Consider the following 24,793-nt stretch of genomic DNA (forward strand, 5'->3'; position numbering starts at 1 on the left):
GAATGAAGATGCTGCTGACGCGCGAAAACCTGCCGCAGACGATCGCCGATATCACCGCACTCGACGAGCTGTTGTGCCGGCCGAGCCAGGCGTTGATCGACGATCTGCGCAAGGTCGACGGCGACATCATGATCCTGGGTGTTGCCGGCAAGATGGGGCCGACGCTGGCCGGCCTCGCCAAGGCGGCCGTACCGGAGCGCCGCGTGATCGGCGTCGCCCGGTTCAGCGATCCCGCCGTCAAGGACTGGCTGCAGGCGCGCAGCGTCGAGACCATCAATTGCGACCTGCTTGACGAAAGTGCCATCAAGGCGCTCCCGAAAATTCCGAATATCGTCTTCATGGCCGGGCGCAAGTTCGGCGCCGAGGGCGACCTCTCGCTGACCTGGGCGATGAATTCGCACGTCCCAGCCCTGGTCGCGCAGGCCTTTGCGACGTCGCGTATTGTCGCGTTCTCGACCGGCTGCGTTTATCCGTTCGTGCCGGTCAACGGCAAGGGCTCGGCTGAGGATATGGCGCCCGATCCGCCGGGCGAATACGCGCAATCCTGCGTCGGGCGCGAGCGCATGTTCGAATACTTCTCACGCAAGCATGGAACGCCCGGACGGCTGTTCCGGCTGAACTACGCGATCGACATGCGATACGGCGTGCTGCACGATATCGCAAGCAAGGTGCTGCAAGGCCAGCCGATCGACGTCAGCCTCGGCCATGTCAACTTCATCTGGCAAGGCGACGCTTCCTCGCAAGCGCTGCGCTGTCTTGCGCATTGCGAGACGCCGACCTCGCCGATCAATGTCAGTGGCCACGAGATCCTCGCGGTGCGCGACCTCGCCGCAAAATTCGGCCAGCGCTTCGGCCGCACGCCCGTGATTGTCGGCAAAGAGGAGCCGACGGCGTGGCTCACCGACACGTCGCAGGCGGTGAAACTATTCGGCCTCCCGATCGTCGATACCGAGCAGCTCATCAGTTGGACCGCCGATTGGGTGTCGCGCTCGATGCCGAGCCTCGGCAAGCCCACCAAATACGAGGTGCGCGATGGCCGCTATTGAGCCCATCGACATCGTCGAACTCGATGTCAGCGATGCGAAGGCCGGGCTCCTGCTGTCGACCGAAGCGGGCTGGAACCAGAACGAAGCCGACTGGCGCTTTTTCCTGAGCCAAGGGATCGTATTCGGCGCGCGCGACGGCGACCGGTTGGTGGCATCAGCGGCGCTCCTGCCCTACTCGGCCGGCAATGCCTGGATCAGCATGGTGCTGGTGACAGCCAGCTTTCGCCGCCGCGGCCTTGCGACCAGGCTCGTCGATACCTGCCTGGAAGCGGCCGCGCGGCGCGGGCTTACAAGCTGGCTTGATGCCACGCCGGCTGGCGCGACCGTCTATGGTCCGCTCGGTTTTGCGCCGACGCTACAATTACGGCGGTTCCGGTTGGAAAAGCCGCAAGGCACCACAGCGACAGGGCCGCTCGCGGCCGGCAACCTCGAAGCCCTGGCCGCGCGCGATGGCGGAGCCATGGGATTCGACCGCAGCACATTGCTGTCGGAATTTGCTGCGCGCCCGGGTTCTCGCATCGTGTCGGATGCTCGAGCCATAGCCCTGATCCGCGATGGGCGCACCGCACGGCACATCGGTCCAGTCCTGGCCGACCACGCCGATCAGGCGTTGGCATTGGTCGACGCCATCACTAACTCCGAGACCGGCCCCTGGCTGATCGACGCCGTTCATTCTCAGGACGCGTTTCTGAACGGTCTCGTTCGCTCGGGCTCGAATATCGAGCGGCCGTTTCAGCGCATGCGCTTTGGCTCCGCGACCGCCTCGCCCGCGCAACCGCCGTTCGCCGTCGCCGGCCCGGAATTCGGATAGGAATAGCCGCCATGCATCATAGCGAAATCAAAGCCGAGGTTCGAAAGCTGATCGCCGACGGCACCGTGCTTCCTGCGCATCCGCTCGCGCTCGACGCCAGCCGCGCACTCGATGTACGGCATCAGCGGGCGCTGACGCGTTATTACCTCGATGCTGGCGCCGGCGGATTGGCCGTGGGCGTGCATACCACGCAATTCGCGATCCGCGACGTCGGCATGTACCGTCCGGTGCTGGAGCTGGCGGCCGAGACCGCCGCTTCATGGACCAAACGGCCGGTCGCGATGATCGCAGGCCTGGCCGGTCCAACGCAGCAAGCCATCGCAGAAGCGCAGACCGCGCGTAGCATCGGCTATCACGGCGGCCTGCTCAGCCTGGCTGCGATGAAATCGGAATCCGAGGACGACATCATTGCGCATTGCGAGGCAGTGGCACGCGAGATCCCGCTGGTCGGCTTCTATTTGCAGCCGGCCGTCGGCGGCGTGATCCTCAGCGCCGATTTCTGGAAGCGCTTTGCGGCCATCGATAACGTCATCGCGATCAAGATCGCTCCGTTCAATCGCTATCGGACGCTGGACGTGCTGCGTGGGGTGGCTGCGGCGAACGCACTTGACCGCGTCGCGCTCTATACCGGCAACGACGATCACATCCTGCTTGACCTCCTTTTGCCGTTCGACCTCCGCGACAAGGGCGTCACCACGCGAGTATACTTCAAGGGTGGCCTGCTCGGGCACTGGTCGGTATGGACCGCGAGCGCGATCAGGCAGTTCGAGACGTGCAAGGCGGCACGCGGCAAGGACACCGTGCCGGCCGATCTCTTGGCGCTCGACGCGCGTGTCACCGATTGCAACAGCGCGTTCTTCGACGTTGCCAACAATTTTCACGGCTGCATCGCCGGTTGCCACGAAATCCTGCGGCGCCAGGGATTGATGCAGGGTCTCTGGTGTCTCGATCCGGCCGAAGGGCTGAGCCCGGGCCAGATGCAGGAGATCGACCGCGTCTGCCGCGAGCATGTCGATCTCTCCGACGACGGCTTCGTGAAGGCGAACCTGCAGAAATGGCTGGCATGACGGCCGACGAGCCCTTCATCAGCCTGCGCAACGTCCGCAAGGTCTACCGATCCAAGGGCGCGGAATTCCTCGCCGTCTCCGACGTCACCATGGACGTCAAGGAAGGCGAACTGGTTTCGCTGGTCGGCCCGTCCGGCTGCGGCAAGACCACCGTGCTGAAGATCCTGGCCGGATTGCATGACGCCGACGGCGGGACGATTAAAATCGGTAATGCGAGAACGCCGTTTGATCCGGCACGCGACATCGGCATGGTGTTCCAGCAGGCCCTGCTGCTGAAATGGCGAACCATTTTGGACAACGTGCTGCTGCCGGCCGAAATCGTCGGCTTGCCGATGAAAGCCGCTCGGAGCCGCGCCCGCGATCTGCTCAACCTGGTTGGTCTCGCCGGCTACGAGGATAAGTATCCGCAGCAATTGTCCGGCGGGATGCAGCAACGCACGGCGATTGCCCGCGCCTTCATCCATGATCCCAAGCTGATCCTGATGGACGAGCCGTTCGGCGCGCTAGACGCGCTGACCCGCGAGCAGATGAACCTCGAAATGCTGCGGATCTGGCGCGAAAGTGGCAAGACCATCCTGTTCGTAACACACTCGATCCAGGAAGCAGTGTTCCTCGCCTCGCACTGCGCCGTGCTCACCGCAGGTCCGGCGCGAATGGCGGAATATTTCCCGATCGAGCTGCCGTTTCCCCGCGCATTACCGATCAAGACCACGGATGAGTTCGGCGCCTATGCGCGGCGGATTTATGCGAGGCTGGGGCTGAGCCCGGGGACATAGTCTGCAGGCGCCAGAATACCGCCAGCCCACTTCGCATACGCATCATGCAAACTGAGAGCCTGTGGCCGGCGCGGCGTCCGTAGTACACGCTACCCAGGGCGCGTCCGCGCCGGCGTGGAGAGCCCGACGGAATGTCCGCAGACGTAGCCGCAAAACCATCAGCCACGCCCATCGACGGCCTGCCGCCGGAACTCAGACGCTGGGCGGTGGCGGCGATCTTTACCGCGCTGGCGCTGGCCTCGCTGGATACGGCGATCGCCAACATCGCGCTGCCGGCCATCGCGGCCGACCTCCGTGTCAGCCCGGCCGACGTGGTCTGGGTCGTCAATATCTATCAGATCGCGCTGGTCGCGACGCTGCTGCCGCTCGGTGCACTCGGCGAAATCGTCGGCCATCAGCGGATCTATATAGGCGGCCTCGTGCTGTTCACGCTGGCCTCGCTTGGCTGCGCCTTGGCATGGTCGCTGCCGAGCCTGACGGCGGCGCGGGCGCTGCAGGGGCTGGGCGCCAGCGGCATCATGAGCGTGAATGCGGCGCTGGTCCGTTTCGTCTATCCGACTCACATGCTGGGGCGCGGCTTCGGCCATAACGCGCTCGTGGTCGGAACGGCATTCACGTTCGGTCCGACCATTGCGTCCGCGATCCTTTCGATCGGAACGTGGCCCTGGCTATTCGCGATCAACCTTCCCTTCGGCCTGATCGCAATCTGGATCGGCCTGAAGACCTTGCCCAGAACGCCGCGCGCGAAACACGCGTTCGATTTTGCGAGCGCAGCGCTGACCGCAAGCTGTCTTGGGCTGTTCATCATCGGCATCGGCAGCGCGGCACATCAGGCGCCGCCCGTCCTGGTCGGGCTGGCGCTTGGCGCGGCATTGCTGCTCGGCTGGATCATGACCCGACGAGATGCGGATCATCCGGCGCCGATGTTGCCGATCGACCTGTTCCGGCGGCCGATGTTCGCGCTATCGGCCGCCACGTCGGTCTGCACATTCGCGGTGCAGGGATTGGCCTTCGTTTCGCTGCCCTTCTACTTCGAGGACGTGCTGCGCCGCTCCCAGGTCGAGACCGGCTTCTTCATGACGCCCTGGCCGCTGGTGGTGGCGATCATGGCGCCGATCGGGGGCCGGCTCTCCGATCGCTATTCCGTCGGCATTCTCGGCGGCCTTGGGCTGGTATTGCTCGGCATCGGCATGGCGCTGCTGGCAACGCTGCCTTCGGATCCTAGCGTTGCCAACATCGTCTGGCGCACGGTGATTTGCGGAATCGGATTCGGCTTCTTTCAAACGCCGAATTTGCGGGCGCTGATGTCGAGCGCGCCGCCGCACCGCAGTGGCAGCGCGAGCGGCATCGTCGCAACCGCTCGTCTGACCGGGCAGACACTCGGCGCCGCGCTCGCGGCACTTTGCTTTGCGCTTGCCGGTCACGACGGTGCTACGGTCGCGCTGATGCTGGGGGCCGGATTTGCCGCGCTCGGAAGCCTGATGAGTTTTCTGCGTCTGACGGTGGGCACCGAACGGACATGATCGCCACGCGGGGCACGCGCGCTGTTCGCTCCGCCTAATTGAGCGCGCAAAGATAAGCCAGCGTTGCCGCGATCCCAAGACCCGTTCTGACCGCGTGCAACCCTCCCCACTTCACGATCAGCGCACGTGACTGCGGGCCGGCGTCCTTCTCGTCGATAGCGTTCAGCAGTCGGTTGGTCGGCATGATGCCGATCAGCGTATAGGGCCAGTTGGCGAGAATAAGCACTGCGCCGACGATCCAGCGCCAGTCCCCCGTCAGCCAGGCAGCGGTCAGGCCGAGCACGCCGGAAATGACTGCGCAACTCGCCTGCATCGCAAAGCCGCGCGCGTAGCTTGGTTTCCACTGCCTCAAGAGGCCCCGGTCATCGAGGCCGAGACGCGCCGGCTGTTCGGCAAAGTTGATGTAGAAGGCGGCGCCCGCGAACGCCGCCGCGACGACCATTGCAAGCTGTCCTGCAAACATTATTCACTCCACACTCGTTTTGCTCATTGACAATATATTGTCATCTTGGATACTAAGCGTCAAATGACAACGAAGCGACATACGCCCGGCGGTCAGGCTTTGACCGAGCTGGTTCTCGCCGTGTTCCGCCTCAATGGACGGCTGCTCGCGGCCGGTGATCGGCTTGTTTCGGACCTCGGCCTCACCAGCGCGCGCTGGCAAGTGCTGGGCGCAATCGCGCTTGCGCCAAGTCCGCAGCCGGTGGCCTGGCTTGCGCGCGGCATCGGACTCAATCGACAGGGAGTTCAGCGCATTGTGAACGAGATGGCAGAGGATGGCCTCGTGGAGCTGCGGCCCAACCCTAATCACCGCCGGGCGCACCTCGTCGCGCTAACCAGGCGTGGGCGGAATGCCTTCGAAACCGCCAGCACGCTGCAGGTTCCGTGGGCAAATGCCCTTGCGAAGGGGCTTAGTCCCGAAGAGCTCACCGCGATGACCCGTATCGCGAAGCTGCTGAGCGAGCGCCTTGATAAGTCCGCCTAGCCCCTGCCCTCTACAAGGACACCAAAATCGGCCAGGTTGCGGAAACCTGGCGTAACACCGGCGGATCGACTTTCTTCCCGCTAGTCAAGCGCGCGTTTTCTTGATTTGAACTGTTCTATTTTCTCGGATCACATCGCGCCCGGTTCAATTGGCGAATTGGACTCAAAAAGGGACATGCGATGGCAAACCTCACAATAAACGGCAAAACAATCAATGTGGACGTCGAAGACGACACGCCACTGCTCTGGGCTATCAGGGAGAATGTCGGGCTGACCGGCACCAAATATGGCTGCGGCATTGCACTATGCGGCGCCTGCACGGTTCACGTCGACGGGGTCGCGATGCGTTCCTGCGGCATGACGGTCAGCGAGGCCGCCGGCAAGCAGATCACCACGATCGAAGGTCTCGCCTCAGAAGGCGCGTTGCACAAGGTGCAGCAGGCATGGATAGCTAACGACGTTCCGCAATGCGGATTTTGCCAGAGCGGTATGATCATGGCGGTCGCAGCCCTTCTCAAGGAAAATCCGAAGCCGACCGACCAGGATATTAACGAGGCCATCACCAATATCTGCCGATGCGGGACCTTCCAGCAGGTCCGCGAGGCGATCCACGCCGCAGCGAACGCTTGAGGGGGACGTCATGAACAAGCACGTCATGCCCAAACTCAATCGCCGCGCCTTCGTGATCGGCACCGCTGCTGCCGGCGCCGGCCTCGCGATCGGTCTCGATATTCCCTTCGGCGGACCGACCGTGGTCCGTGCTGCCGACGGCTCACCCGAAGTCAACGTCTGGGTGGTGATCCGCCCCGACAATACGACCGTGATTCGCGTCGCCCGCTCGGAGATGGGCCAGGGCACCCTCACCGGTCTCGCCCAGCTCGTAGCCGAAGAACTCGAATGCGACTGGTCCAAAGTCGTCACCGAATATCCGACGCCGGGTCAAAGTGTCGCACGCAAGCGCGCCTGGGGCGATTTCTCGACCGGCGGCAGCCGCGGCATCCGCTCCAGCCAGGACTATGTCCGCAAGGGCGGCGCCACCGCTCGCGTGATGCTGGTGCAGGCGGCCGCGAACCAGTGGAAAGTGCCGGCATCGGAATGCACCGCTTCCAACAGCGTCATCACCCATAAGCCGTCGGGCAGGACGACGACGTACGGCAAGGTAGTTGAAGCCGCGGCGAAGCTCGAGCCGCCGGCGGACGTCAAGCTGAAGGATCCCAAGGACTGGAAGATCGCCGGCAAAGGCGTCAAGCGGCTCGACACCGTCGACAAGACCACGGGCGCGATGATCTACGGCATGGACGTCAAGCTGCCCGGCATGCTCAACGCCGCGATCAAGGATGCGCCGGTCTTCGGCAGCAAGCTAAAGAGCTATGACGAGGCCAAGATCACCGGCATGAAAGGCGTGAAGAAGGTGGTGAAGGTCGGCGACAGCGCCGTCGCCGTCGTCGCCGACACCTGGTGGCGCGCCAAGACCGCGCTCGACGCGCTGCCGATCGTCTGGGACGAAGGCGAGAACGCCAAAGTCTCCAGCGAGTCGATCGCCAAATGGCTGGCCGAAGGCCTCGACAATGCCCAGCCGGCCTATATCGGCAACCAGAATGGTGACGCCAAGGCTGCGATTGCCTCCGCCGTCAAGAAGGTCGAGGCGGTCTACAACTATCCCTACCAGAACCACGCCACGATGGAGCCGATGAACGCCACGGCGCTCTACACACCAGACAAATGCGAGGTCTGGTGCGGTACGCAGAACGGCGAAGCGGCGTTTGCCGCCACGCTGGAAGCATCGGGACTGCCGGCCGAAAAATGCGAGGTCCACAAGCTGATCCTCGGCGGCGGCTTCGGCCGCCGCGGCATGACCGACTACGTCCGGCAGGCGGTTCTCATCGCCAAGGAGATGCCGGGCACGCCGGTCAAGTTGTTGTGGTCGCGCGAAGAGGATATGGCGCAAGGCAAGTTTCATCCGGTCACGCAATGCAAGATGACCGGGGCCTTCGATGCCGACAACAATCTCACGGCGCTGCATGTGCGATTGTCCGGTCAATCGATCCTGTACACGGTGCGTCCGGCAGCGCTGGTGAACGGCATGGATACGGCTGCGTTCCAGGGCTTGAGTCCTTCCGGCGACGCGGCGATCGGCTACTCCGTGCCGAACCTCCTGGTCGAGCATTCCATGCGCAATCCGCACGTTCCACCCGGCTTCTGGCGCGGCGTTAACGTCAACCAGAATGCCATCTACATGGAATGCTTCATGGATGAACTGGCGCATTCGGTGGGCCAGGATCCGGTGGAATTCCGCCGCAAGCTGATGAGCAAGCATCCAAAACATCTCGCCGTGCTCAATGCGGTGGCCGACAAGATCGGCTGGGGCAAGCCCGCGCCGCAAGGCGTCCATCGCGGGATCGCGCAGGTGATGGGCTACGGCAGCTATGTCGCGGGTGCCGCGGAAATCTCGGTCACCGACGACGGCAAGATCAAGGTGCATCGCATCGTCGCCTCGACCGACCCCGGCTACATCGTCAACCCGGCGCAGGTCGAGCGGCAGATTGCGGGCTCCTTCGTCTATGGCCTGTCCGCCCTGTTCTATGGCGGGTGCACGGTAAAGGACGGCAAGATCGAGCAGACCAACTTCGACACCTACGATTCAATGCGCATTGCCGCGATGCCGAAGGTGGAATGCGTCATGGTGCCGAGCGGCGGCTTCTGGGGCGGCGTCGGCGAGCCGACCATCGGCGTCGCCGCACCCGCAGTGCTCAACGCCTACTTCGCGGCAACCGGCAAGCGGATCCGTTCGGTCCCGCTGAAGGACCAGAACATCACGTTTGCCTGACCGTAACGGGCGGCGGCCTCTCCGGCCGCCGCTCGCTCATCGAGAGATTTCTGATGAAAGCCTTGCGTGCCCTCATCGGGCTGGCAACGGTGATGGCGTGGAGCCTGCCGGTGCTTGCCGCTTCCGACCCCCCGCCCGGCGCGGCGTCCTGCTCCGGCTGCCACTCCGATGGGGTGACCGGTTCGTCCGTTTCGCGGCTGAACGGCCGCGACGCCGGCGAGATCGCGACCGCGATGGCTGGATTTCGCGACGGCTCGCTTCCCGCTACGGTAATGAACCGCATCGCCAAGGGCTTTTCCGACGATGAGTCGCGCGCGATGGCGGCGTGGCTCGCTGCACAAAAGTAAGGCCGCCAGCATGGGCGTAAGCCGTCGCATCAGCCGCCGGAAGTTCTGTAGCGCCAGCGCGGCCGCCGCAGTGACGGCCTTGGCGTCTCCGCTGCCCGCGTTGGCGCAATCCGCGGCGCGCATCGTCGTGATCGGCGGCGGTTTCGGCGGTGCGAGTTGTGCGCGCGCACTGAAACAGATCGATCCGAAATTGCAGGTCACACTGGTCGAGCCGAACCGGACCTTCACCGCCTGCCCGTTCAGCAACAATGTCATTGCCGGACTGCGTTCGATCGAGGAACAAAAATTCGGTTACGACAAGATCGCCGCCAGCGGCATCAATGTGGTGGCGCTGGAAGCAACGACCATCAATGCAGCGGCGCGGACCGTGGGGCTCGCCGACGGCACCTCGCTCGCCTACGACCGCCTGGTGCTGTCTCCAGGAATCGAACTGCGTTTCGACGCCCTGTCGGGCTACGACGAAGCTGCCGCGGCGAAGATGCCGCATGCCTGGAAAGCAGGCGAGCAAACGCTGTTGCTGCGCAAGCAACTCGAGGCCATGGACGATGGCGGTCTGGTGGTGATCGCAGCTCCCGCCAACCCTTTCCGGTGCCCGCCGGGACCTTACGAGCGGGCCTGCCTGATTGCGCATTATCTGAAGAGCAAGAAGCCGCGCTCGAAGCTGATCATTCTTGACGCAAAGGACGCGTTCTCCAAGCAGCGTCTGTTTCAGAACGCCTGGAAGGAGCTTTACCCGGGGATGGTCGAATGGATATCGCTATCGCAGGGCGGCAAGGTGAATGCCGTCGATCCGGCAACCAACACGCTGATCACCGATTTCGGCAATCACACCGCCCAGGTGGCCAACGTTATTCCGCCGCAACGAGCCGGTCGCATCGCGGCTATTGCGGGCGCGACCGATAACACCGGCTGGTGCGCGATCGATCCTGTCACTTTCGAATCCAGATCGGCACCGAACATCCATGTCATCGGCGATGCCTGTCTCGCCGGGGCGATGCCAAAATCCGCATTCTCGGCGAATGCGCAGGCCAAGACTTGCGCAAGCGCGATTGCAACGCTGGTCGCCGGCAGATCGCCAGCCGCGCCGAAGCTGATCAATACGTGCTACAGTCTGGCAGCCCCCGACTATGGCGTCTCGATTGCCGGCGTATACCATCCGAAGAATGGAACGCTTGCCGACGTTGAAGGCGCCGGTGGCGTTAGTCCGGTGGAAGCGTCACGCGATTTCCGCGCCCGCGAGGCCGACTATGCGCAATCCTGGTTCGCGACCATTACGGCGGAAGTCTTTGGCTAGACGCACCTATCGCATGTTGGATCCGATTTTTGCTGGAGTTCTCCTCGTGCTGCCCGGCTGCGCCGCCGCAACGGAACTTCGCAGCTACACCGTCATTGACGATGCCATTCCGCAGTCGCTGACGGGCACGGCCGGCGATGCGACGCGCGGCCGCGCCCTCGTCGTCGAACGTTCCAGCACTTGCATCCTGTGCCACAACGGCCCATTTCCCGAACAGAAATTCCAGGGCGACCTGGCGCCTGATCTTTCCGGTTCCGGCAGCCGCTGGTCAGAAGGTCAGCTTCGGCTTCGGCTGGTCGATGCCTCTCGTCTCAATGCCGAGACGATCATGCCGTCCTATTACCGCGTTGACGGCCTCACTCGCGTCGGGACGCTGTGGCGCGGCAAGCCGATCCTGTCGGCCGAACAGATCGAGGATATCGTGGCGTATCTCGCAAGCTTACGCGAATAGGAAGGTCCGATGCATCCACCACCGAATTCGACACGCCGCCAGTTTCTCGGCCTCGCCGGAGCGGCAGCCGTGCTTGGCACGGCCCCCGTCGTCACGCTTCGGCCTGCCGAGGCGACACCCGAGATGCTCGCTTCCGCTATCCGCAATGTCACCGGCGGCGCCGCGGTGAAAACCGGCAAGGTCAAGCTCGACGTGCCGCCCTTGGTCGAGAACGGCAATACCGTGCCGCTGACTGTGAGTGTCGCCCACCCGATGGCGCCGGAGGATCACGTCAGCAGTGTCCACGTTTTCAACGAGAAGAACCCGCAGCCGAACGTCGCCAACTTCCACCTCGGCCCCCACGCCGGCCGAGCGCAGGTTTCGACCCGCATTCGCCTCACCGACAGCCAGAAGGTCGTCGCGATCGCCAAGCTCTCGGACGGGTCGTTCTGGTCGGCCAGCGTTGACGTCGTGGTGACACTGGCGGCCTGCACCGAAGAGGTGATCTGATGGCTTCCGCGCTGATCAACGTCCCGGCCAAAGCCAAACGCGGCGAAATCATCGAGATCAAGACGCTGATGTCGCACATCATGGAGTCAGGCTATCGCCATAAGGCGTCAGGCGAAGCTGTGCCGCGCGACATCATCACGAGCTTTACCTGCCGCTTCAACGGCGCTGAGATCTTCCGCGCCGATTTGTTCCCGGCGATTGCCGCCAACCCGTTCTTCTCCTTCTTCACGACAGTGACCGAAAGCGGCAACTTCGAGTTCGAATGGATCGGCGACAAGGGTTTTTCCGAAACCGCTTCCGCCTCGATCTCGGTCGAATGAGATTTTTGGGCGCCATAGCCACCGCACTGCTGGTGGTGGGCGCCGTCGGCGCTGCCGAGATCCCACAAGCCGACCGCCGTTCCGGCTACAGCTTCATGAAGCCGGACACAAAAACGATGCAGGATGACGACACCGCCAATCCCGGCATGCTCTGGGTGCTCAATGGCGAGACACTGTGGAACCGCAAGACGGGCACCGCCGACAAAGCGTGTACCGATTGCCATGGCAATGCACGCGCAAGCATGAAGGGCGTGGCCGCCCGCTACCCCGCGTTCGACAAGGCAACCGGCCGCCCCATCGATCTGGAACAGCGCATCAATTCGTGCCGCACCAACCACCAGCAGGCGACGCCGCTGCCGTTCGAGAACCGCGAGCTGCTGGCACTGACAGCCTTTGTCGCGCGGCAATCACAGGGCGCTCCGATCGAAACCGGTGCTGACCCGCAGCTCGCGCCGTTCGTCGCCAAAGGACGCGAGCTCTACATGCAGCGGCAGGGCCAGCTCAATCTCGGCTGCACCAATTGCCATGACGACAATTGGGACAAGCGGCTCGCCGGCGCCGCGATCACACAAGGACACCCGACCGGTTACCCGCTCTACCGGTTGGAATGGCAATCGCTGGGCTCGCTGCAGCGACGCCTGCGCGCCTGCATCACCGGCATCCGCGCGCAGGCCTATGATTACGGCGCGCTGGAACTGGTCGAGTTGGAACTGTATTTGATGTCCCGGGCGCGCGGCATGCAAATGGAAGCGCCGGCGGTAAGGCCTTAGCTCTCACCCCTCGTGGTGGTGAGGAGCACGTGGCGGGTCTCCTCGCCGAGGCCCGGCCAAAAAATCGCGAAAACAACCCCATGCAAAGTAGAATGGTCCCGGCCCGCAGCACTCGCGCGGCCTGTCCGGGACACGAGATGGTCCGTCGTCACGAACGCTTTACCGCTCCGCGAACGCCTTCTCGACCACGAACTGTGCCGGCTCGCCGTGATTGCCCTCGGCAAAACCTTTGCCGTTGAGTAGCGCGCGCGTGTCCGTCACCAGCGCAGGGCTGCCGCAGATCATGACGCGGTCATGGGCCGGATCGAGCGCGGCCAGCCCGATGTCGTCGAACAGTTTTCCTGAAGTGATCAGGTCGGTGATGCGGCCGCGGTTGCGGAAGGGATCGCGGGTTACGGTCGGATAATAGATCAATTGGTTTCGGACATAGTCGCCGATCAGCTCGTCGTTCGGCAGCTTTTCGGTAATCATCTCGCCATAGGCGAGCTCTTTCACGCGGCGGCAGCCGTGCAGCAGCACTACCTTCTCGAACCGATCATAGGTCTCGGGGTCCTTGATCACGGAAAGGAACGGCGCCAGCCCGGTGCCGGTCCCGATCAGATAGAGGTTGCGGCCGTCCTCGAGGTTATCGATGACCAGCGTACCGGTCGCCTTGCGGCTGACGATGATTTCGTCGCCCTGCTTCAAATGCTGGAGCCGCGAGGTGAGCGGGCCATCCGGCACCTTGATCGAGAAGAATTCGAGCCGGTCCTCGTAATTGGCGCTGGCGACCGAGTAGGCGCGGAGCAGCGGCTTCTCGCCAACCTTCAGGCCGATCATCGTGAATTCGCCATTGCGGAAACGGAACGAGGGATCGCGCGTGGTGGTGAAGCTGAACAGCGTATCGGTCCAGTGATGAACGCTCAGCACGCTTTCCTGGTTGAAATTGCTCATCGCACCGTTCCCTGACCTGCGAGCCGGATTGACCGGCTAAATCATTCGTATACGATCATTCGTATACAAACGAATAATCCGACTTGATCCGATCGTCAAGCCGGGCAGAATGTCCGGCGAAGGCATTGAAGCAAAAGGAAAAACCATGGCCCACGACGCACCCCAGGCGACCGGTCCGAGCAAGCTGGTGATCCGCAATATCGGGCTCGTGCTGTCGGGGGCTTTGGAAAAGCCGATCCTGGATGCCGACACGATCGTGGCCGAGAACGGCAAGATCACAGCCATTGGCCGCTTCAAGGACTGCAATACCGAGGGCGCCACCACGACAGTCGATGCCAACGGCACCACCGTCGCGCCCGGATTGATCGACAGCCACGTCCATCCCGTCGCCGGCGACTGGACGCCGCGGCAAAACCAGATCAGTTGGATCGACAGCTATCTCCACGGTGGCGTCACCACCATGATTTCGGCTGGCGAGGTCCACATGCCCGGTCGCCCGCGCGACGTCGTAGGCCTGAAGGCGATGGCGATCTTTGCGCAGCGCGCGTTTTGGACGCTGCGGCCAGGCGGGGTGAAGGTGCATGCCGGCGCGCCGGTGATCGAATGCGAAATGGTGGAGGACGATTTCAAGGAGATGGCCGCGGCCGGCGTCAAGCTGCTCGGCGAAGTCGGCCTCGGCGGCGTCAAGGACGGCCCGACCGCGCGCAAAATGGTCGGCTGGGCGCGCAAATACGGCATCCAAAGCACGATTCACACCGGCGGACCTTCAATTCCCGGCTCCGGCCTGATCGACAAGGACGTGGTGCTGGAAGCCGACACCGACGTGGTGGGTCACATCAATGGCGGCCATACCGCGCTGCCCGACGACCAGATCCGCTGCATCTGCGAGGGCTGCAAACGCGGGTTGGAGCTGGTTCACAACGGCAACGAGCGCTCGGCGCTGTTCACGTTGCGCACCGCGCGCGAGATGGGTGACCTCCATCGCGTCATCCTCGGCACCGACGCGCCGGCCGGCTCCGGCGTGCAGCCGCTCGGCATTTTGCGAATGGTCTCGATGCTGTCCTCGCTCGGCGAACTGCCGGCCGAACTCGCCTTCTGCCTTGCGACCGGCAATACCGCGCGCATGCGCGAGCTCGATTGCGGAATCATCGAAATCGGCCGCTCCGCGGACTTCGTGTTGATGGACAAGGCCCAGCATTCCCCCGGCAAGAACATTCTGGAGAGCGTGCAACTCGGCGACCTCCCCGGCATCGGCATGACCATCATCGACGGCATCGTCCGCACCCAGCGCAGCCGCAACACCCCGCCGGCGGGGAAAGTGCCGGAGATCATCGTCGGGCATTGACGCTGCTTGAGGCTCGATCGCACCGGGCCAAAAAAAAATTTAGGTAATGCCTCGAAAGTGATGAACGAATTGCCGGCCTGCCCCGTCCAATACAGGCTGGCCGCTGCAGCCTGCGTCCTGTCACGACCCAAACTCGCCGTGCCAGTCGCCTTAGTTCACGCAATCGCGAGGATCATGGCCGGTCGATGCCCGGCCTGGCTCGTTGCCGGTATGATCTGGATCACACTCATTCTCGTGTTCTCGTGTTCTCATGGGTGTCCATTGCCGTACCAGCCAGCGTGGAACCCGCCCTGCTGCTTTGCCGCGAACAGCCAGCATGGTACGCTGTAGGTGCTGGAAAGATTGCTTGCCTCACACTGTTGCACAGTTGGGAGCCAATCCAAGCCATGGCCCAAATTCGTGACATCAAGTCAGGCCGAACTGGCGAGCCATCGCCGGAGCCAATGCCACGCCGCCTTGCGGCCATCGTAGCAGGCGACATCTCCGGTTACAGCCGTCTGATGCAGATCGACGAGGAAGGGACGCACAATCGCGTCAAGCGGATCGAGCGCGATCTCATCGAACCCAGTATCAGAGAACACCACGGCAGGCTGGTCAAAACCACGGGCGACGGCTTCATCGCCATTTTCGACAGCCCGGTCGAAGCCGTCCGATCCAGCATCGTGATCCAGCAAAATCTGGTTGGCCGCAATGCATCACTGCCCAAGCATCATTGGATCGAGTATCGGATTGGCGTCAATCTTGGCGATGTGATTATCGAAACCGACGACGTCTATGGAGACGGCGTCAATATTGCAACGCGGCTTGAGGGCATAGCCCATGCTGGCGAAGTCTATATCTCCGGCGGCATTTATGAGCAGATAAAGCATAAGCTGGTTTGCGGATACGAGTCGCTCGGTGATCGAAAGGTCAAGAACATCACCGATCCCGTTCGGGTCTACCGCGTGCTTCCCGACCCCTCCGCCCTTAACGCATATCGGAACCGGCGCGAACGCGTCCTGATCCTCTTGCTCTGCATTGCGATGCTGACCATTGCGATCGGCAGTCTCTGGTACATGTTCGCACCGACTCGCAAGGCGATAAATCAGGCGTCGGCTCCCGTATCATCTCCGGCGGAAGCGCCGAAGGCGCCTGCGCCTGCCGCGAAACAACCAGCGCCGGCGCCCCAACCTTCTCCTTCCGTAGCACCAACTCAACAACAGGCGGCGCCGCTACCGCCGCCGGCGTCTCCCGCCGCACCCGAGACTCCGCCGACGTCGCAAGCGGCCGCGCCGGTTCGAGAACCCGAGATGATTTCGCTTCGGGGTGGCAGCTTCGCCATGGGCAGCAACGAAGACGCTTCGGAAAAGCCGGTCCGTCAAGTAATGGTCAAGCCATTTGCGATGGGGAAATTTCCCGTCACCGTGCAGGAATGGAACGCATGCGCCGCCGCAAAGGCATGCGGATTCACGGCAGCCGGAAAGGACGATGCGCCTGTTACCAACGTAAGCTGGAGCGATGCCAAGCAATATGTCGCGTGGCTCGCGGAAACCACCGGAAAACCATATCGACTGCCGAGCGAAGCCGAATGGGAATATGCGGCGCGCGGCGGCACGCAGACCCGATACTGGTGGGGCGATCAGTTTCAGCCCGGCATGGTCAATTGCAGGAACTGCAGCGACATTCCAGCGGCCGATCAGCCGGTGAAGGTCGGCAGCCTCAAGCAAAATCCTTTTGGCCTGTTTGATATGGGCGGCGGCGTCGATCAATGGGTGGAAGATTGTTGGCACAAAAATTATCAGGGGGCGCCAGGAGACGGGTCAGCATGGGTCGAGAATGCATGTTCCTCGCATGTCATGCGCTCCGGCTCATGGAGAAAGGATTCAGGCTATGCCCGCGCATCAAACCGCGGCAGCTATGATACCAACGTGCGATATCCCACCCACGGTTTCCGCGTCGCGCTATCTCTCAAGTAGCCTTAAGAGGGCGGTCATGAAGTTCATGCAATGGATCGCTCTCTCAACAGCGCTCACTTGCCTGCCGTTCGCCGCGTATGCTCAAGGGAAGCCCGCACACAAGGATGCCCTTCTCTATTTCGTGTGGCCGCAGGACGGCGCCGTCATCAAGGGCGGATTTTGGTGCCGCTTTGGTCTGCGCAACATGGGCGTCACGCACGCCGGCGATAATTACCCGAACAGCGGCCATCACCACCTGCTGATCAATGTGAATGAGCCCCTCAATCCCAATGAAGAGATTCCGCAGGACAAATCGCACCTTCATTTTGGCGCGGGCCAGACCGAAGCCCGGATCGAGCTTCCGCCCGGCAAGCACACGCTTCAGCTCGTGCTGGGCGACGCCGGCCACTATCCGCACAATCCTCCGGTGGTCTCGAAGAAAATTACCATCACGGTCAAATAGAGCGGAACTCTCTCCGCCGACCTTGATCATTCTTGGAATCCGTCCAGGCAAACAGGGAGGCAGTACGATGAACATTCGGCCCGATCCCACGTTTCACGCTTCGCCAAAGCTTGCCATGGAGGCTCCGCCGGAGAGCTTCGCCTACACCGTGCTGCTCAGCCCGGATGCCTCGAAACCGGACGCACTTGCGGTGATCGACGTCAAGCCGGGCTCTTCCACCTACAGCCAGATCGTTCACACCGTGACGATGCCCAACAAGGGTGACGAGTTTCACCATTTCGGCTGGAACGCCTGCTCGTCGGCGCTGTCGCCGATGACCGGACATGCCTTCCTCGAGCGCCGCTATCTCATCATTCCCGGCATGCGATCGTCCCGCATCTATATCGTCGACACCAAACCCGACCCCACCAAGGCGGCCATACACAAGATCATCGAGCCTGAAGAGATCTTCAGGAAGACCGGATATTCGCGGCCCCACACCGTCCATTGCGGGCCGGAAGGCATTTACGTCTCTACGCTCGGTGGCAGCGGCAAGGACGGCACCGACGGACCGCCCGGTGTCTTCATCATGGATTGCGAGACGTTCGAGGTGCTCGGACGGTGGGAGCTCGATCGCGGTCCGCAACAACTGCATTATGACTTCTGGTGGAACCTGCCGCGCGACTACATGGTGACAAGCGAGTGGGCATTGCCGCCGCAGTTCGAGAACGGGATCGTGCCGGAAGATCTGCTTTCCAACAAATACGGCCATCGGATCCACTTCTGGGATCTGCGCGCCCGGCGCAATGTCCAGACCATCGATCTCGGCGCCAACCATCAGATGGCGCTGGAGGTACGTCCCGCGCATGATCCGGTGCGCGAATACGGCTTCCTGGGCGTCGTGGTCGACACCACCAACCTCGAAGGCTCGATCTGGACGTGGTGGCGCGAGGGCGGCAAGTTTCACATCGAGAAGACGGCGACGATCCCGCCCGAACCTGCGACAAAGGAGCAACTGCCGCCGCTTCTGCAAGGGTTCGGCGCTGTCCCGCCGCTGGTCTCGGACATCGACCTGTCGATGGACGATAAATTTCTCTACGTCGCCTGCTGGGGCACCGGCGAGATGCGTCAATACGATGTCAGGGAGCCGCGAAGGCCGAAGCTTGCCGGCTCGGTTCATATCGGCGGCATCGCACGCCGTACGCCGCACCCAAACGGCAAGGCGTTTGCAGGCGGCCCGCAGATGGTTGAGATCAGCCGCGACGGCAAGCGGGTGTACTGGACCAACTCGCTGTACTCGACATGGGACGACCAGTTTTATCCCGATGGCGTCCCGGGAGCCATGGTGATGGCCAATGCGAAGCCGGACGGTGGTCTCGAACTGGCGAGCAATTACTGGGGCAACTTCCCCGACGGCTACCGCGCGCACCAGATCCGGCTCGACGGCGGCGACTGTTCGACGGATTCGTTCTGCTATCCGTCGGCTTGAGATTTGAGCGTGGCCGACTGGACACCGGCCTGGCTCTGGCTGGCTGTCATCGCGAGCGGCCTTTACCACGGCGTCAACCCGGGCATGGGCTGGCCGCTCGCCGTTTCGGCTGGACTGATGGAGCGGAGCCGGCGTGCGCTGGTGGCCGCGCTTGGGCCGCTCACGGCCGGCCATCTGCTCGCCATGCTGCTCGTACTGCTTCCCTTCGCGCTGCTCGTTGCCATCGTCGAGTGGCAGCGCACGATACAGATCGGCGCCAGCGTCCTTGTTGTCGCCTTTGGCCTGTTCCGGTTGGCCAACCGCCGCCATCCGAGAGCTTTAGCGCGGATATCACCGGCGCAACTGGGGCTTTGGTCTTTTGCCGTAGCGCTGGCGCATGGCGCCGCGCTGATGCTGGTGCCGATCTATCTCGGGCTCTGCCGGCAAGCCGAACTCGACGACGGCCACGCGGCGGCCGGCACTCTCATCAACGCCAATCTCGGAATGGCCGTGCTGGTTGCCATCGTCCACGCCATCGCGATGGTCGCCGCCGGCGGAGTTTGCGCGTGGCTCGCCTACCGCTATCTCGGTCTCCAGTTCATATCGCAGAGCTGGTTCGACCTCGATACGACCTGGGCCTTCAGCCTCATTCTGGTGGGCGCGATCGCGCTGGTGCTGAATCTGAGCTGACGCGAGCTACGCCTTAACGCAGCTTGTCGAGCAGCGCCATCAGCGTCTCGCGCTCTTTTGCATCGAGCGGCGCCAACGTCTCGCGGCTGATCGCCAGCGCATTCGGCGCGGCCTTCTCGGCAAGTTGCTGGCCCGCACGCGTCAGACTCACGAGCAGGCGGCGGCCGTCCTCGGGATCCGGGCTGGTTTCGGTCAGGCCGCGCGCGGTGAGACGGTCGATCACGCCCTTGATGGTGGCGACATCCATCGCCGTCAGCCGCCCGAGCAGGTTCTGCGAGCACGGTCCGGTCTCGGTCAGCTTGGCGAGCGCCGCCCATTGTGTCGGCGTCAGGTTGATGCCGATCTCGCGGGCGAAGATCGTGGCATGGCGCTGCCAGACCTGACGCAGGATGAAGCCGATCTGTTCGTCGAGAATGTAGGACGGGCGTGGCGGCTTGACGTTCCGTTTCGTCGAAACACTCCTTCCCATCAGCGTTCCCCGCCCTTCCCCTCGCCGATCACAGCGACAGATGCGCGTCCCGGATATCCGGCCGCGCGTCGAGTTCGGCCATCGTGCCGCCGAAGCAAATCTTGCCACGCTCGATGATGTAGGCGCGGTCGGAAATCAGCCGCGCGAAATGCAGGTTCTGCTCCGAGACCACGATGCTGACGCCTTCCTTCTTCATCGCCAGGATGGCGTCGACCATCTGTTCGACGATTTTTGGCGATAGCCCTTCCGACGGCTCGTCGAGCAGCACCAGCGAGGGATTTCCCATCAGGGTCCGTGCGATCGTCAGCATCTGCTGCTCGCCGCCGCTCATCCGCCCGCCCGGCCGATTGCGCATCTCGCCGAGATTGGGAAACAGCGTGAACAGTTTTTCGCGCGTCCAGTGCGGCGCGTTCGGCCGTTTTGGCTGGCGGCCGACTTCGAGATTTTCCTCAACCGTAAGATCCGTGAAGATGCGCCGCTCTTCCGGCACGTAGCCGAGTCCGCCACGCACGATCGCATGCGTCGGCTCGCGGGAGACATCCTTGCCCTCGAAGACGATCCGTCCCGAACGGTTCTCGACCAGGCCGACCATGGAGCGGAAGGTAGTCGACTTGCCGGCGCCGTTGCGGCCGAGCAGTGCCACCACTTCGCCCTCGCCGACTTCCAGCGCGATATCGAACAGGATGTGCGCCGGACCGTAAAAGCTGTTGAGATCGGCGACTTGCAGCTTCATGCGCCGGCTCCCTCGCGATGACGCGCATCGTAGACCAGTCCTTCGCCGAGATAGATCGCGCGCACCTGCGGATTGCCACGGACTTCCTCGGGCGAGCCTTCGGCGATCAGGCTGCCGCGGTTGAGCACCAGGATGCGGTCGGCGTGTTCGAACACCACATCCATGTCGTGCTCGGTGAAGAGCACGCCGATCGACTGTTCGCGGGCGATGCTTGCGGTCAGCCGCATCAGCTCGATCCGCTCGCGCGGCGCCATGCCCGCGGTAGGCTCATCCATCAGCAGCAGCCTGGGCTGATTGGCGAGCGCGATCGCAAGTTCCAGTCGCTTGAGGTCGCCATAGGCAAGCTCACCGCACGGACGCTCGGCATAGGCGCCCATGCCGACGAGGTCGAGCAGCCGGCCCGCCTCCTCGCGGGCGTAAGCCGCCGTCGAGCCCCAGAAGTTGAACAACTGCCTGCCGTACGACACCAGTGCGACCTGCACGTTCTCGCGCACGGTCATGGTCGGAAATGTCGCCGTGATCTGGAACGTGCGTCCGACGCCGAGCCGCCAGATTGCGCGCGGCTTTCGGCCGACCGTATCCTCGCCGAGCAGATGGATCCGTCCGCTGTCCGGCATGTTCTGCCCGTTGAGCATGTCGAAGCAGGTGCTCTTGCCGGCGCCGTTGGGTCCGATCAGCGCGAGAATTTCGCCCGCACGCAGTTCGAACGACACGCTGCGCACCGCGTGCACGCCGCCATAGGATTTGCTTAAGCCTTCGACCTTCAGCAATGTCGGGACCATGCTCATTCGGCAACCTCGATCCGGGAGGTTGCGAGCGCAGATTTTGTATCGGCGGAGCGCCGGCGATTCCGAATCGTCTCCAGCGTCCCGACGATGCCCTTGGGGAACGCCACCACCATCAGCACAATGAAGCCGCCCAGCACCAGTTTTGAGAGATCGGTCTGGCTGACCAGCCAGATGTTTGCCGCCTTGAACACGATGGCGCCGATCACCGCGCCGGAAACCGTCTCGACGCCGCCAAGCAGCACCATGACCAGCGCATCCACAGAGAGCGAGATGCCGACGCTGTCCGGGAACACGCTTCCCTTCAGATAGGCGAACAACGCGCCGCCGATGCCCGCCACCGTGCCTGATATGACGAAGGCCGTCCACTGCACGCGCTTGCCATTGATGCCGATCGCCTCGCTACGCAGCGGCGAGTCCCGCGTTGCGCGCAGCGCAAAACCGAACGGCGAGAACACCATCACCCGGAGCACAGTGACCACGAGCGCCGTGATGCCGAGCGACAACCAATAGAAATTAGCGGGGCTCGCCGCCCATCTCTCCGGCCACACACCCAAAATGCCGTTGTCGCCGCCGGTCACCTCGACCCACTGGAACGCGATCGACCAGACGATCTGCGCAAAGGCCAGCGTCAGCATGGCGAAATAGACCCCGGAGAGTTGCACGGCGAAGAAGCCGAATATCGCGGCGCCCAGCAGCCCCAGCACCGGGCCGAGCAGCAGCGAAACGATCATCGGCAATCCCGCCGCCTTGGCGAGGAATGCGACGCCATAAGCGCCAAGCCCGAAATAGGCGGCATGGCCGAACGAGGCGAGCCCGCCGACCGACATCAGGAAATGCAGGCTGGCGGCGAAGATGACGAAGATCGCGATTTCCGATCCGACGGTGAGCGCGTAGTTGCCGGCAAACAACGGCATCATGGCCGCAAGGACCAGCGCGCCCAGTGACATCAACCGTTCGCCCGAGGTGAGCGGCCGCCACGGCGTGACGGTCAGGCCCGGCGTGCGGCGTGCGGCAGCTTCCGGCTTGCCGAACAGGCCCCAGGGGCGCACGATCAGCACCACTGCCATCACGAGGAATACCAGGATGATGGATATTTTCGGGAAGATGAGAATACCGAAGGCGTTGAGTTCGGACACCAGCACGGCCGCCACAAAGGCACCGATGATGCTGCCGAGCCCGCCGATTACCACCACCACGAACACTTCGACGATGATGCGCAGGTCGAGCGCGTGATGCACCGCATCGCGTGGGATCTGCAGCGCGCCGCCGAGGGCGGCCAAAAAGACGCCGAGCGCGAACACGCTGGTGAACAGCCACTTCTGATTGACCCCGAGCGCCGCCACCATGTCGCGGTCCTGCGTCGCCGCGCGCACCAAAACGCCCCAGCGCGTGCGCTGGAATAACAACCAAAGAATGCCGAGCACGATCGGGCAAAGCGCGATCAGGAACAGGTCGTAGCTCGGAATGTTCTGGCCGAAAAAATCGACCGCGCCCTTGAAGCCAGGTGCGCGACGGCCGAGCAGATCGTCCGGGCCCCAGATCATCACGACGATGTCCTGAACCATCAAGGTGAGGCCGAATGTCGCCAGCAACTGGAACAGCTCCGGCGCATGATAGATCCGCCGCAGCAGCACCATCTCGACCAGCACGCCGATGATGGCAACGATCAGCGCTGCAACGACGATGCCGCCCCAGAAGCCGAGCGCGCCGGAGAACCGCTCCGTCAGCGTGAACGCGACATAGGCGCCGAGCATATAGAACGCGCCATGGGCAAAGTTCACGATCCGCGTCACGCCGAAGATGATCGACAGCCCCGATGCGACCAGAAACAGCGACGCCGCGCTGGCGAGACCGGTCAGGAACTGAACGAAGTAGAAGGCCATTGGCGGTCCGGGTTAGGCAATCGTCAGAGCGGGGCCCTCATCCTTCGAAACGGCGCTTCGCGCCTCCTCAGGATGAGGTCATAGATCGAGAGGTCCTCCTAGACCCTCATGGTGAGGAGCGCGGCATCGCCGCGCGTCTCGAACCATGAAGGCCCCGACCTCAGCCAAAGTTCACTGCTTCGGGCGGAGCTTCTCCACTTCGGCGTCGCTCGGCAGATAGTCCGCGCCCTTGCGATAGACCGAGTTCACCATCACGCCCTTGCCGTCCTTCAGCGCTGTCTTGCCGACATAGGCCCCTAACGTCGACTGATGATCGATCTTGCGGAAGGTGATCTCGCCGAACGGCGACGGCATCGACAGGCCTTCGGTCGCCGCGATCAGCTTCTCAGGGTCGGTCGAGTTGGCTTTCGCAAGGATCGCCGCCGCCGCCTTGATGGTCTGGTAGCCGACGATCGAGCCGAGCCGCGGATAATCGTTGTACTTGGCCTGATAGGCCTTCAGGAACTTGTCGTGGTCCGGCGTCTTGATGTCGTACCAGGGATAGCCGGTGACGATCCAACCCTCCGGCGTCTCATCCTTCAGCGGATCGAGATATTCCGGCTCGCCGGTGAGGAAGGACACTACCGAACGTCCCTTGAACAGGCCGCGGGTGTTGCCCTCACGCACGAGCTTCACCAGATCGGCACCGAAGGTGACGTTGAGGATCGCCTCGGGATTGGCCGCAGCGACCGCCTGCACCACTGGCCCTGCGTCGATCTTGCCTTGCGGCGGCCACTGCTCGTCGACCCACTGAATGTCCGGACGCTTCTCCGACATCAGCTTCTTGAACACCGCAACCGCCGACTGACCGTATTCGTAGTTCGGCGCAATCGTCGCCCAGCGCTTGGCCGGCAGCTTGGCGGCTTCCTCCACCAGCATCGCGGCCTGCATGTAGTTGGAGGGACGCAGGCGGAACGTGTAGCGGTTGCCCTTCGACCAGGTGATGGCGTCGGTCAAAGGTTCTGCCGCGAGGAAGAACACCTTCTTCTGGTTGGCGAAGTCGGAGACGGCGAGACCGATATTGGACAGGAACGTGCCGGCCAGCATCGCGACGTTCTCGCTCGACACCAGCTCGTTGGCCGCGGTCTGCGCGTCTGCCGGCTTGCCACCGTCGTCCTTGGAAATGACGACCAGCTTCTTGCCATTGATGCCGCCCGCGGCATTGATCTCCTCGACCGCAAGCTGCCAGCCCTTGCGGTAGGGCTCGGTGAAAGCGGGCAACAGCGAATAGCTGTTGATCTCGCCGATCTTGATTTCCTTGATTTCACTCTGCGCCATGGCGCTGCCAGCCATGCCGGCGACCGCGATCGCCAATCCCGCTCCCAGCAAATGTCTCCGTCGCATCCCTACCTCCAATGTTGATG

At 63.0% G+C, this 24,793-nt stretch carries 26 protein-coding genes; 19 read left to right on the forward strand and 7 right to left on the reverse strand.

Going from position 1 to position 24,793, the window contains the following annotated elements; all coding sequences use genetic code 11:
* Window positions 1-8: 8 nt before the first annotated feature.
* From LMTR3_RS31025 to LMTR3_RS31045, 5 genes are all read left to right on the forward strand, one after another.
* The gene (locus tag LMTR3_RS31025) at window positions 9-1,046 is read left to right on the forward strand and encodes an NAD-dependent epimerase/dehydratase family protein (protein ID WP_065748990.1); all 1,038 of its coding nucleotides are present in this window, start codon (window positions 9-11) and stop codon (window positions 1,044-1,046) included.
* Window positions 1,033-1,857: a GNAT family N-acetyltransferase gene (locus LMTR3_RS31030; protein ID WP_065748762.1), complete on the forward strand. Its 825-nt coding sequence runs from the start codon at window positions 1,033-1,035 to the stop codon at window positions 1,855-1,857. Before LMTR3_RS31025 ends, LMTR3_RS31030 begins: the two co-directional genes overlap by 14 nt.
* A gap of 11 nt (window positions 1,858-1,868) precedes the next feature.
* Window positions 1,869-2,924, forward strand: a complete 1,056-nt coding sequence (locus tag LMTR3_RS31035) for a dihydrodipicolinate synthase family protein (protein ID WP_065748763.1) — start codon at window positions 1,869-1,871, stop codon at window positions 2,922-2,924.
* Window positions 2,912-3,700 carry an ABC transporter ATP-binding protein gene (locus LMTR3_RS31040; protein WP_065748764.1) on the forward strand — a complete coding sequence of 263 codons (789 nt, stop codon included), beginning with the start codon at window positions 2,912-2,914 and terminating at the stop codon, window positions 3,698-3,700. Before LMTR3_RS31035 ends, LMTR3_RS31040 begins: the two co-directional genes overlap by 13 nt.
* Before the next feature lie 131 nt (window positions 3,701-3,831).
* Window positions 3,832-5,223, forward strand: coding sequence for an MFS transporter (locus LMTR3_RS31045; protein WP_065748765.1), 1,392 nt, complete (start codon window positions 3,832-3,834; stop codon window positions 5,221-5,223).
* Between the two features lie 34 nt (window positions 5,224-5,257).
* On the opposite strand, the gene LMTR3_RS31050 is transcribed toward LMTR3_RS31045, so the two are convergent.
* Entirely contained in the window at window positions 5,258-5,686 is a 429-nt protein-coding gene (locus LMTR3_RS31050) for an anthrone oxygenase family protein (RefSeq protein WP_065748766.1), read from the reverse strand.
* Window positions 5,687-5,785: 99 nt separating this feature from the next.
* On the opposite strand from LMTR3_RS31050, the gene LMTR3_RS31055 reads away from it, so the two are divergent.
* The 9 genes from LMTR3_RS31055 (at window position 5,786) to soxA (ending at window position 12,705) form a co-directional block, all read left to right on the forward strand.
* The gene (locus LMTR3_RS31055) at window positions 5,786-6,208 is read left to right on the forward strand and encodes a MarR family winged helix-turn-helix transcriptional regulator (RefSeq protein ID WP_349643829.1); all 423 of its coding nucleotides are present in this window, start codon (window positions 5,786-5,788) and stop codon (window positions 6,206-6,208) included.
* A gap of 179 nt (window positions 6,209-6,387) precedes the next feature.
* A complete protein-coding gene (locus LMTR3_RS31060; RefSeq protein ID WP_065748768.1) occupies window positions 6,388-6,837 on the forward strand; it encodes a (2Fe-2S)-binding protein in 450 nt (149 codons plus the stop codon).
* A 10-nt stretch (window positions 6,838-6,847) separates the two neighbouring features.
* Window positions 6,848-9,034: a xanthine dehydrogenase family protein molybdopterin-binding subunit gene (locus tag LMTR3_RS31065; RefSeq protein WP_065748769.1), complete on the forward strand. Its 2,187-nt coding sequence runs from the start codon at window positions 6,848-6,850 to the stop codon at window positions 9,032-9,034.
* A gap of 53 nt (window positions 9,035-9,087) precedes the next feature.
* On the forward strand, window positions 9,088-9,381 hold the full coding sequence (locus LMTR3_RS31070; protein ID WP_065748770.1) for a c-type cytochrome: 294 nt from the start codon (window positions 9,088-9,090) through the stop codon (window positions 9,379-9,381).
* 10 nt (window positions 9,382-9,391) lie between these two features.
* The gene (locus LMTR3_RS31075; RefSeq protein WP_065748771.1) at window positions 9,392-10,675 is read left to right on the forward strand and encodes an NAD(P)/FAD-dependent oxidoreductase; all 1,284 of its coding nucleotides are present in this window, start codon (window positions 9,392-9,394) and stop codon (window positions 10,673-10,675) included.
* 13 nt (window positions 10,676-10,688) lie between these two features.
* The gene (gene soxX, locus LMTR3_RS31080; RefSeq protein ID WP_065748772.1) at window positions 10,689-11,126 is read left to right on the forward strand and encodes a sulfur oxidation c-type cytochrome SoxX; all 438 of its coding nucleotides are present in this window, start codon (window positions 10,689-10,691) and stop codon (window positions 11,124-11,126) included.
* Window positions 11,127-11,135: 9 nt separating this feature from the next.
* Window positions 11,136-11,615 (forward strand): SoxY-related AACIE arm protein, encoded by a 480-nt coding sequence (locus LMTR3_RS31085; RefSeq protein ID WP_065748773.1) that lies wholly within the window; start codon window positions 11,136-11,138, stop codon window positions 11,613-11,615.
* The gene (gene soxZ, locus LMTR3_RS31090; protein ID WP_065748774.1) at window positions 11,615-11,935 is read left to right on the forward strand and encodes a thiosulfate oxidation carrier complex protein SoxZ; all 321 of its coding nucleotides are present in this window, start codon (window positions 11,615-11,617) and stop codon (window positions 11,933-11,935) included. Before LMTR3_RS31085 ends, soxZ begins: the two co-directional genes overlap by 1 nt.
* The gene (soxA, locus tag LMTR3_RS31095) at window positions 11,932-12,705 is read left to right on the forward strand and encodes a sulfur oxidation c-type cytochrome SoxA (protein WP_065748775.1); all 774 of its coding nucleotides are present in this window, start codon (window positions 11,932-11,934) and stop codon (window positions 12,703-12,705) included. The genes soxZ and soxA overlap by 4 nt, the downstream gene beginning before the upstream one ends.
* 159 nt (window positions 12,706-12,864) lie before the next feature.
* Here soxA and LMTR3_RS31100 read toward each other — a convergent pair whose 3' ends face one another.
* Complete coding sequence (locus LMTR3_RS31100; protein WP_065748776.1) at window positions 12,865-13,638, reverse strand: ferredoxin--NADP reductase; 774 nt, start codon at window positions 13,636-13,638, stop codon at window positions 12,865-12,867.
* 145 nt (window positions 13,639-13,783) lie between these two features.
* Here LMTR3_RS31100 and LMTR3_RS31105 point away from each other — a divergent pair, with 145 nt between their 5' ends.
* The 5 genes from LMTR3_RS31105 (at window position 13,784) to LMTR3_RS31125 (ending at window position 19,517) form a co-directional block, all read left to right on the forward strand.
* Window positions 13,784-14,983, forward strand: coding sequence for an amidohydrolase family protein (locus tag LMTR3_RS31105; protein WP_065748991.1), 1,200 nt, complete (start codon window positions 13,784-13,786; stop codon window positions 14,981-14,983).
* Between the two features lie 386 nt (window positions 14,984-15,369).
* On the forward strand, window positions 15,370-16,938 hold the full coding sequence (locus LMTR3_RS31110) for an SUMF1/EgtB/PvdO family nonheme iron enzyme (RefSeq protein WP_065748777.1): 1,569 nt from the start codon (window positions 15,370-15,372) through the stop codon (window positions 16,936-16,938).
* A gap of 16 nt (window positions 16,939-16,954) precedes the next feature.
* Window positions 16,955-17,380, forward strand: coding sequence for a DUF4399 domain-containing protein (locus tag LMTR3_RS31115; protein WP_065748778.1), 426 nt, complete (start codon window positions 16,955-16,957; stop codon window positions 17,378-17,380).
* 67 nt (window positions 17,381-17,447) lie between these two features.
* Window positions 17,448-18,848 (forward strand): selenium-binding protein SBP56-related protein, encoded by a 1,401-nt coding sequence (locus LMTR3_RS31120; RefSeq protein ID WP_065748779.1) that lies wholly within the window; start codon window positions 17,448-17,450, stop codon window positions 18,846-18,848.
* Between the two features lie 3 nt (window positions 18,849-18,851).
* Window positions 18,852-19,517, forward strand: a complete 666-nt coding sequence (locus tag LMTR3_RS31125; RefSeq protein WP_065748780.1) for a hypothetical protein — start codon at window positions 18,852-18,854, stop codon at window positions 19,515-19,517.
* 13 nt (window positions 19,518-19,530) lie between these two features.
* On the opposite strand, the gene LMTR3_RS31130 is transcribed toward LMTR3_RS31125, so the two are convergent.
* The 5 genes from LMTR3_RS31130 to LMTR3_RS31150 all read right to left on the reverse strand — a co-directional run bounded on the left by LMTR3_RS31130 (window position 19,531) and on the right by LMTR3_RS31150 (window position 24,773).
* Window positions 19,531-19,986: a MarR family winged helix-turn-helix transcriptional regulator gene (locus LMTR3_RS31130; RefSeq protein ID WP_065748781.1), complete on the reverse strand. Its 456-nt coding sequence runs from the start codon at window positions 19,984-19,986 to the stop codon at window positions 19,531-19,533.
* A gap of 28 nt (window positions 19,987-20,014) precedes the next feature.
* On the reverse strand, window positions 20,015-20,719 hold the full coding sequence (locus tag LMTR3_RS31135; RefSeq protein WP_065748782.1) for an ABC transporter ATP-binding protein: 705 nt from the start codon (window positions 20,717-20,719) through the stop codon (window positions 20,015-20,017).
* Window positions 20,716-21,507: an ABC transporter ATP-binding protein gene (locus tag LMTR3_RS31140; protein WP_065748783.1), complete on the reverse strand. Its 792-nt coding sequence runs from the start codon at window positions 21,505-21,507 to the stop codon at window positions 20,716-20,718. The genes LMTR3_RS31135 and LMTR3_RS31140 overlap by 4 nt, the downstream gene beginning before the upstream one ends.
* Window positions 21,504-23,390 carry an ABC transporter permease gene (locus LMTR3_RS31145; protein ID WP_065748784.1) on the reverse strand — a complete coding sequence of 629 codons (1,887 nt, stop codon included), beginning with the start codon at window positions 23,388-23,390 and terminating at the stop codon, window positions 21,504-21,506. Before LMTR3_RS31145 ends, LMTR3_RS31140 begins: the two co-directional genes overlap by 4 nt.
* A gap of 171 nt (window positions 23,391-23,561) precedes the next feature.
* Window positions 23,562-24,773 carry an ABC transporter substrate-binding protein gene (locus LMTR3_RS31150; protein WP_065748785.1) on the reverse strand — a complete coding sequence of 404 codons (1,212 nt, stop codon included), beginning with the start codon at window positions 24,771-24,773 and terminating at the stop codon, window positions 23,562-23,564.
* Between the last annotated feature and the right edge of the window lie 20 nt (window positions 24,774-24,793).

Origin of the sequence: Bradyrhizobium sp. LMTR 3 (genome assembly GCF_001693485.1) — a bacterium.
Lineage (GTDB): Bacteria > Pseudomonadota > Alphaproteobacteria > Rhizobiales > Xanthobacteraceae > Bradyrhizobium.

What these genes read in the sequence shown, in the direction of transcription:
- LMTR3_RS31075 (WP_065748771.1), top strand. Translation starts at nt 9,392, where the DNA reads ATGGGCGTAAGCCGTCGCATCAGCCGCCGGAAGTTCTGTAGCGCCAGC.
- LMTR3_RS31050 (WP_065748766.1), bottom strand. Translation starts at nt 5,686, where the DNA reads ATGTTTGCAGGACAGCTTGCAATGGTCGTCGCGGCGGCGTTCGCGGGC.
- LMTR3_RS31115 (WP_065748778.1), top strand. Translation starts at nt 16,955, where the DNA reads ATGAAGTTCATGCAATGGATCGCTCTCTCAACAGCGCTCACTTGCCTG.
- LMTR3_RS31145 (WP_065748784.1), bottom strand. Translation starts at nt 23,390, where the DNA reads ATGGCCTTCTACTTCGTTCAGTTCCTGACCGGTCTCGCCAGCGCGGCG.
- soxA (WP_065748775.1), top strand. Translation starts at nt 11,932, where the DNA reads ATGAGATTTTTGGGCGCCATAGCCACCGCACTGCTGGTGGTGGGCGCC.
- LMTR3_RS31030 (WP_065748762.1), top strand. Translation starts at nt 1,033, where the DNA reads ATGGCCGCTATTGAGCCCATCGACATCGTCGAACTCGATGTCAGCGAT.
- LMTR3_RS31085 (WP_065748773.1), top strand. Translation starts at nt 11,136, where the DNA reads ATGCATCCACCACCGAATTCGACACGCCGCCAGTTTCTCGGCCTCGCC.
- LMTR3_RS31105 (WP_065748991.1), top strand. Translation starts at nt 13,784, where the DNA reads ATGGCCCACGACGCACCCCAGGCGACCGGTCCGAGCAAGCTGGTGATC.
- LMTR3_RS31025 (WP_065748990.1), top strand. Translation starts at nt 9, where the DNA reads ATGCTGCTGACGCGCGAAAACCTGCCGCAGACGATCGCCGATATCACC.
- LMTR3_RS31135 (WP_065748782.1), bottom strand. Translation starts at nt 20,719, where the DNA reads ATGAAGCTGCAAGTCGCCGATCTCAACAGCTTTTACGGTCCGGCGCAC.
- LMTR3_RS31110 (WP_065748777.1), top strand. Translation starts at nt 15,370, where the DNA reads ATGGCCCAAATTCGTGACATCAAGTCAGGCCGAACTGGCGAGCCATCG.
- LMTR3_RS31150 (WP_065748785.1), bottom strand. Translation starts at nt 24,773, where the DNA reads ATGCGACGGAGACATTTGCTGGGAGCGGGATTGGCGATCGCGGTCGCC.
- LMTR3_RS31100 (WP_065748776.1), bottom strand. Translation starts at nt 13,638, where the DNA reads ATGAGCAATTTCAACCAGGAAAGCGTGCTGAGCGTTCATCACTGGACC.
- LMTR3_RS31035 (WP_065748763.1), top strand. Translation starts at nt 1,869, where the DNA reads ATGCATCATAGCGAAATCAAAGCCGAGGTTCGAAAGCTGATCGCCGAC.
- LMTR3_RS31065 (WP_065748769.1), top strand. Translation starts at nt 6,848, where the DNA reads ATGAACAAGCACGTCATGCCCAAACTCAATCGCCGCGCCTTCGTGATC.
- soxX (WP_065748772.1), top strand. Translation starts at nt 10,689, where the DNA reads ATGTTGGATCCGATTTTTGCTGGAGTTCTCCTCGTGCTGCCCGGCTGC.
- LMTR3_RS31070 (WP_065748770.1), top strand. Translation starts at nt 9,088, where the DNA reads ATGAAAGCCTTGCGTGCCCTCATCGGGCTGGCAACGGTGATGGCGTGG.
- LMTR3_RS31045 (WP_065748765.1), top strand. Translation starts at nt 3,832, where the DNA reads ATGTCCGCAGACGTAGCCGCAAAACCATCAGCCACGCCCATCGACGGC.
- LMTR3_RS31140 (WP_065748783.1), bottom strand. Translation starts at nt 21,507, where the DNA reads ATGAGCATGGTCCCGACATTGCTGAAGGTCGAAGGCTTAAGCAAATCC.
- LMTR3_RS31130 (WP_065748781.1), bottom strand. Translation starts at nt 19,986, where the DNA reads ATGGGAAGGAGTGTTTCGACGAAACGGAACGTCAAGCCGCCACGCCCG.
- LMTR3_RS31060 (WP_065748768.1), top strand. Translation starts at nt 6,388, where the DNA reads ATGGCAAACCTCACAATAAACGGCAAAACAATCAATGTGGACGTCGAA.
- LMTR3_RS31040 (WP_065748764.1), top strand. Translation starts at nt 2,912, where the DNA reads ATGGCTGGCATGACGGCCGACGAGCCCTTCATCAGCCTGCGCAACGTC.
- soxZ (WP_065748774.1), top strand. Translation starts at nt 11,615, where the DNA reads ATGGCTTCCGCGCTGATCAACGTCCCGGCCAAAGCCAAACGCGGCGAA.
- LMTR3_RS31120 (WP_065748779.1), top strand. Translation starts at nt 17,448, where the DNA reads ATGAACATTCGGCCCGATCCCACGTTTCACGCTTCGCCAAAGCTTGCC.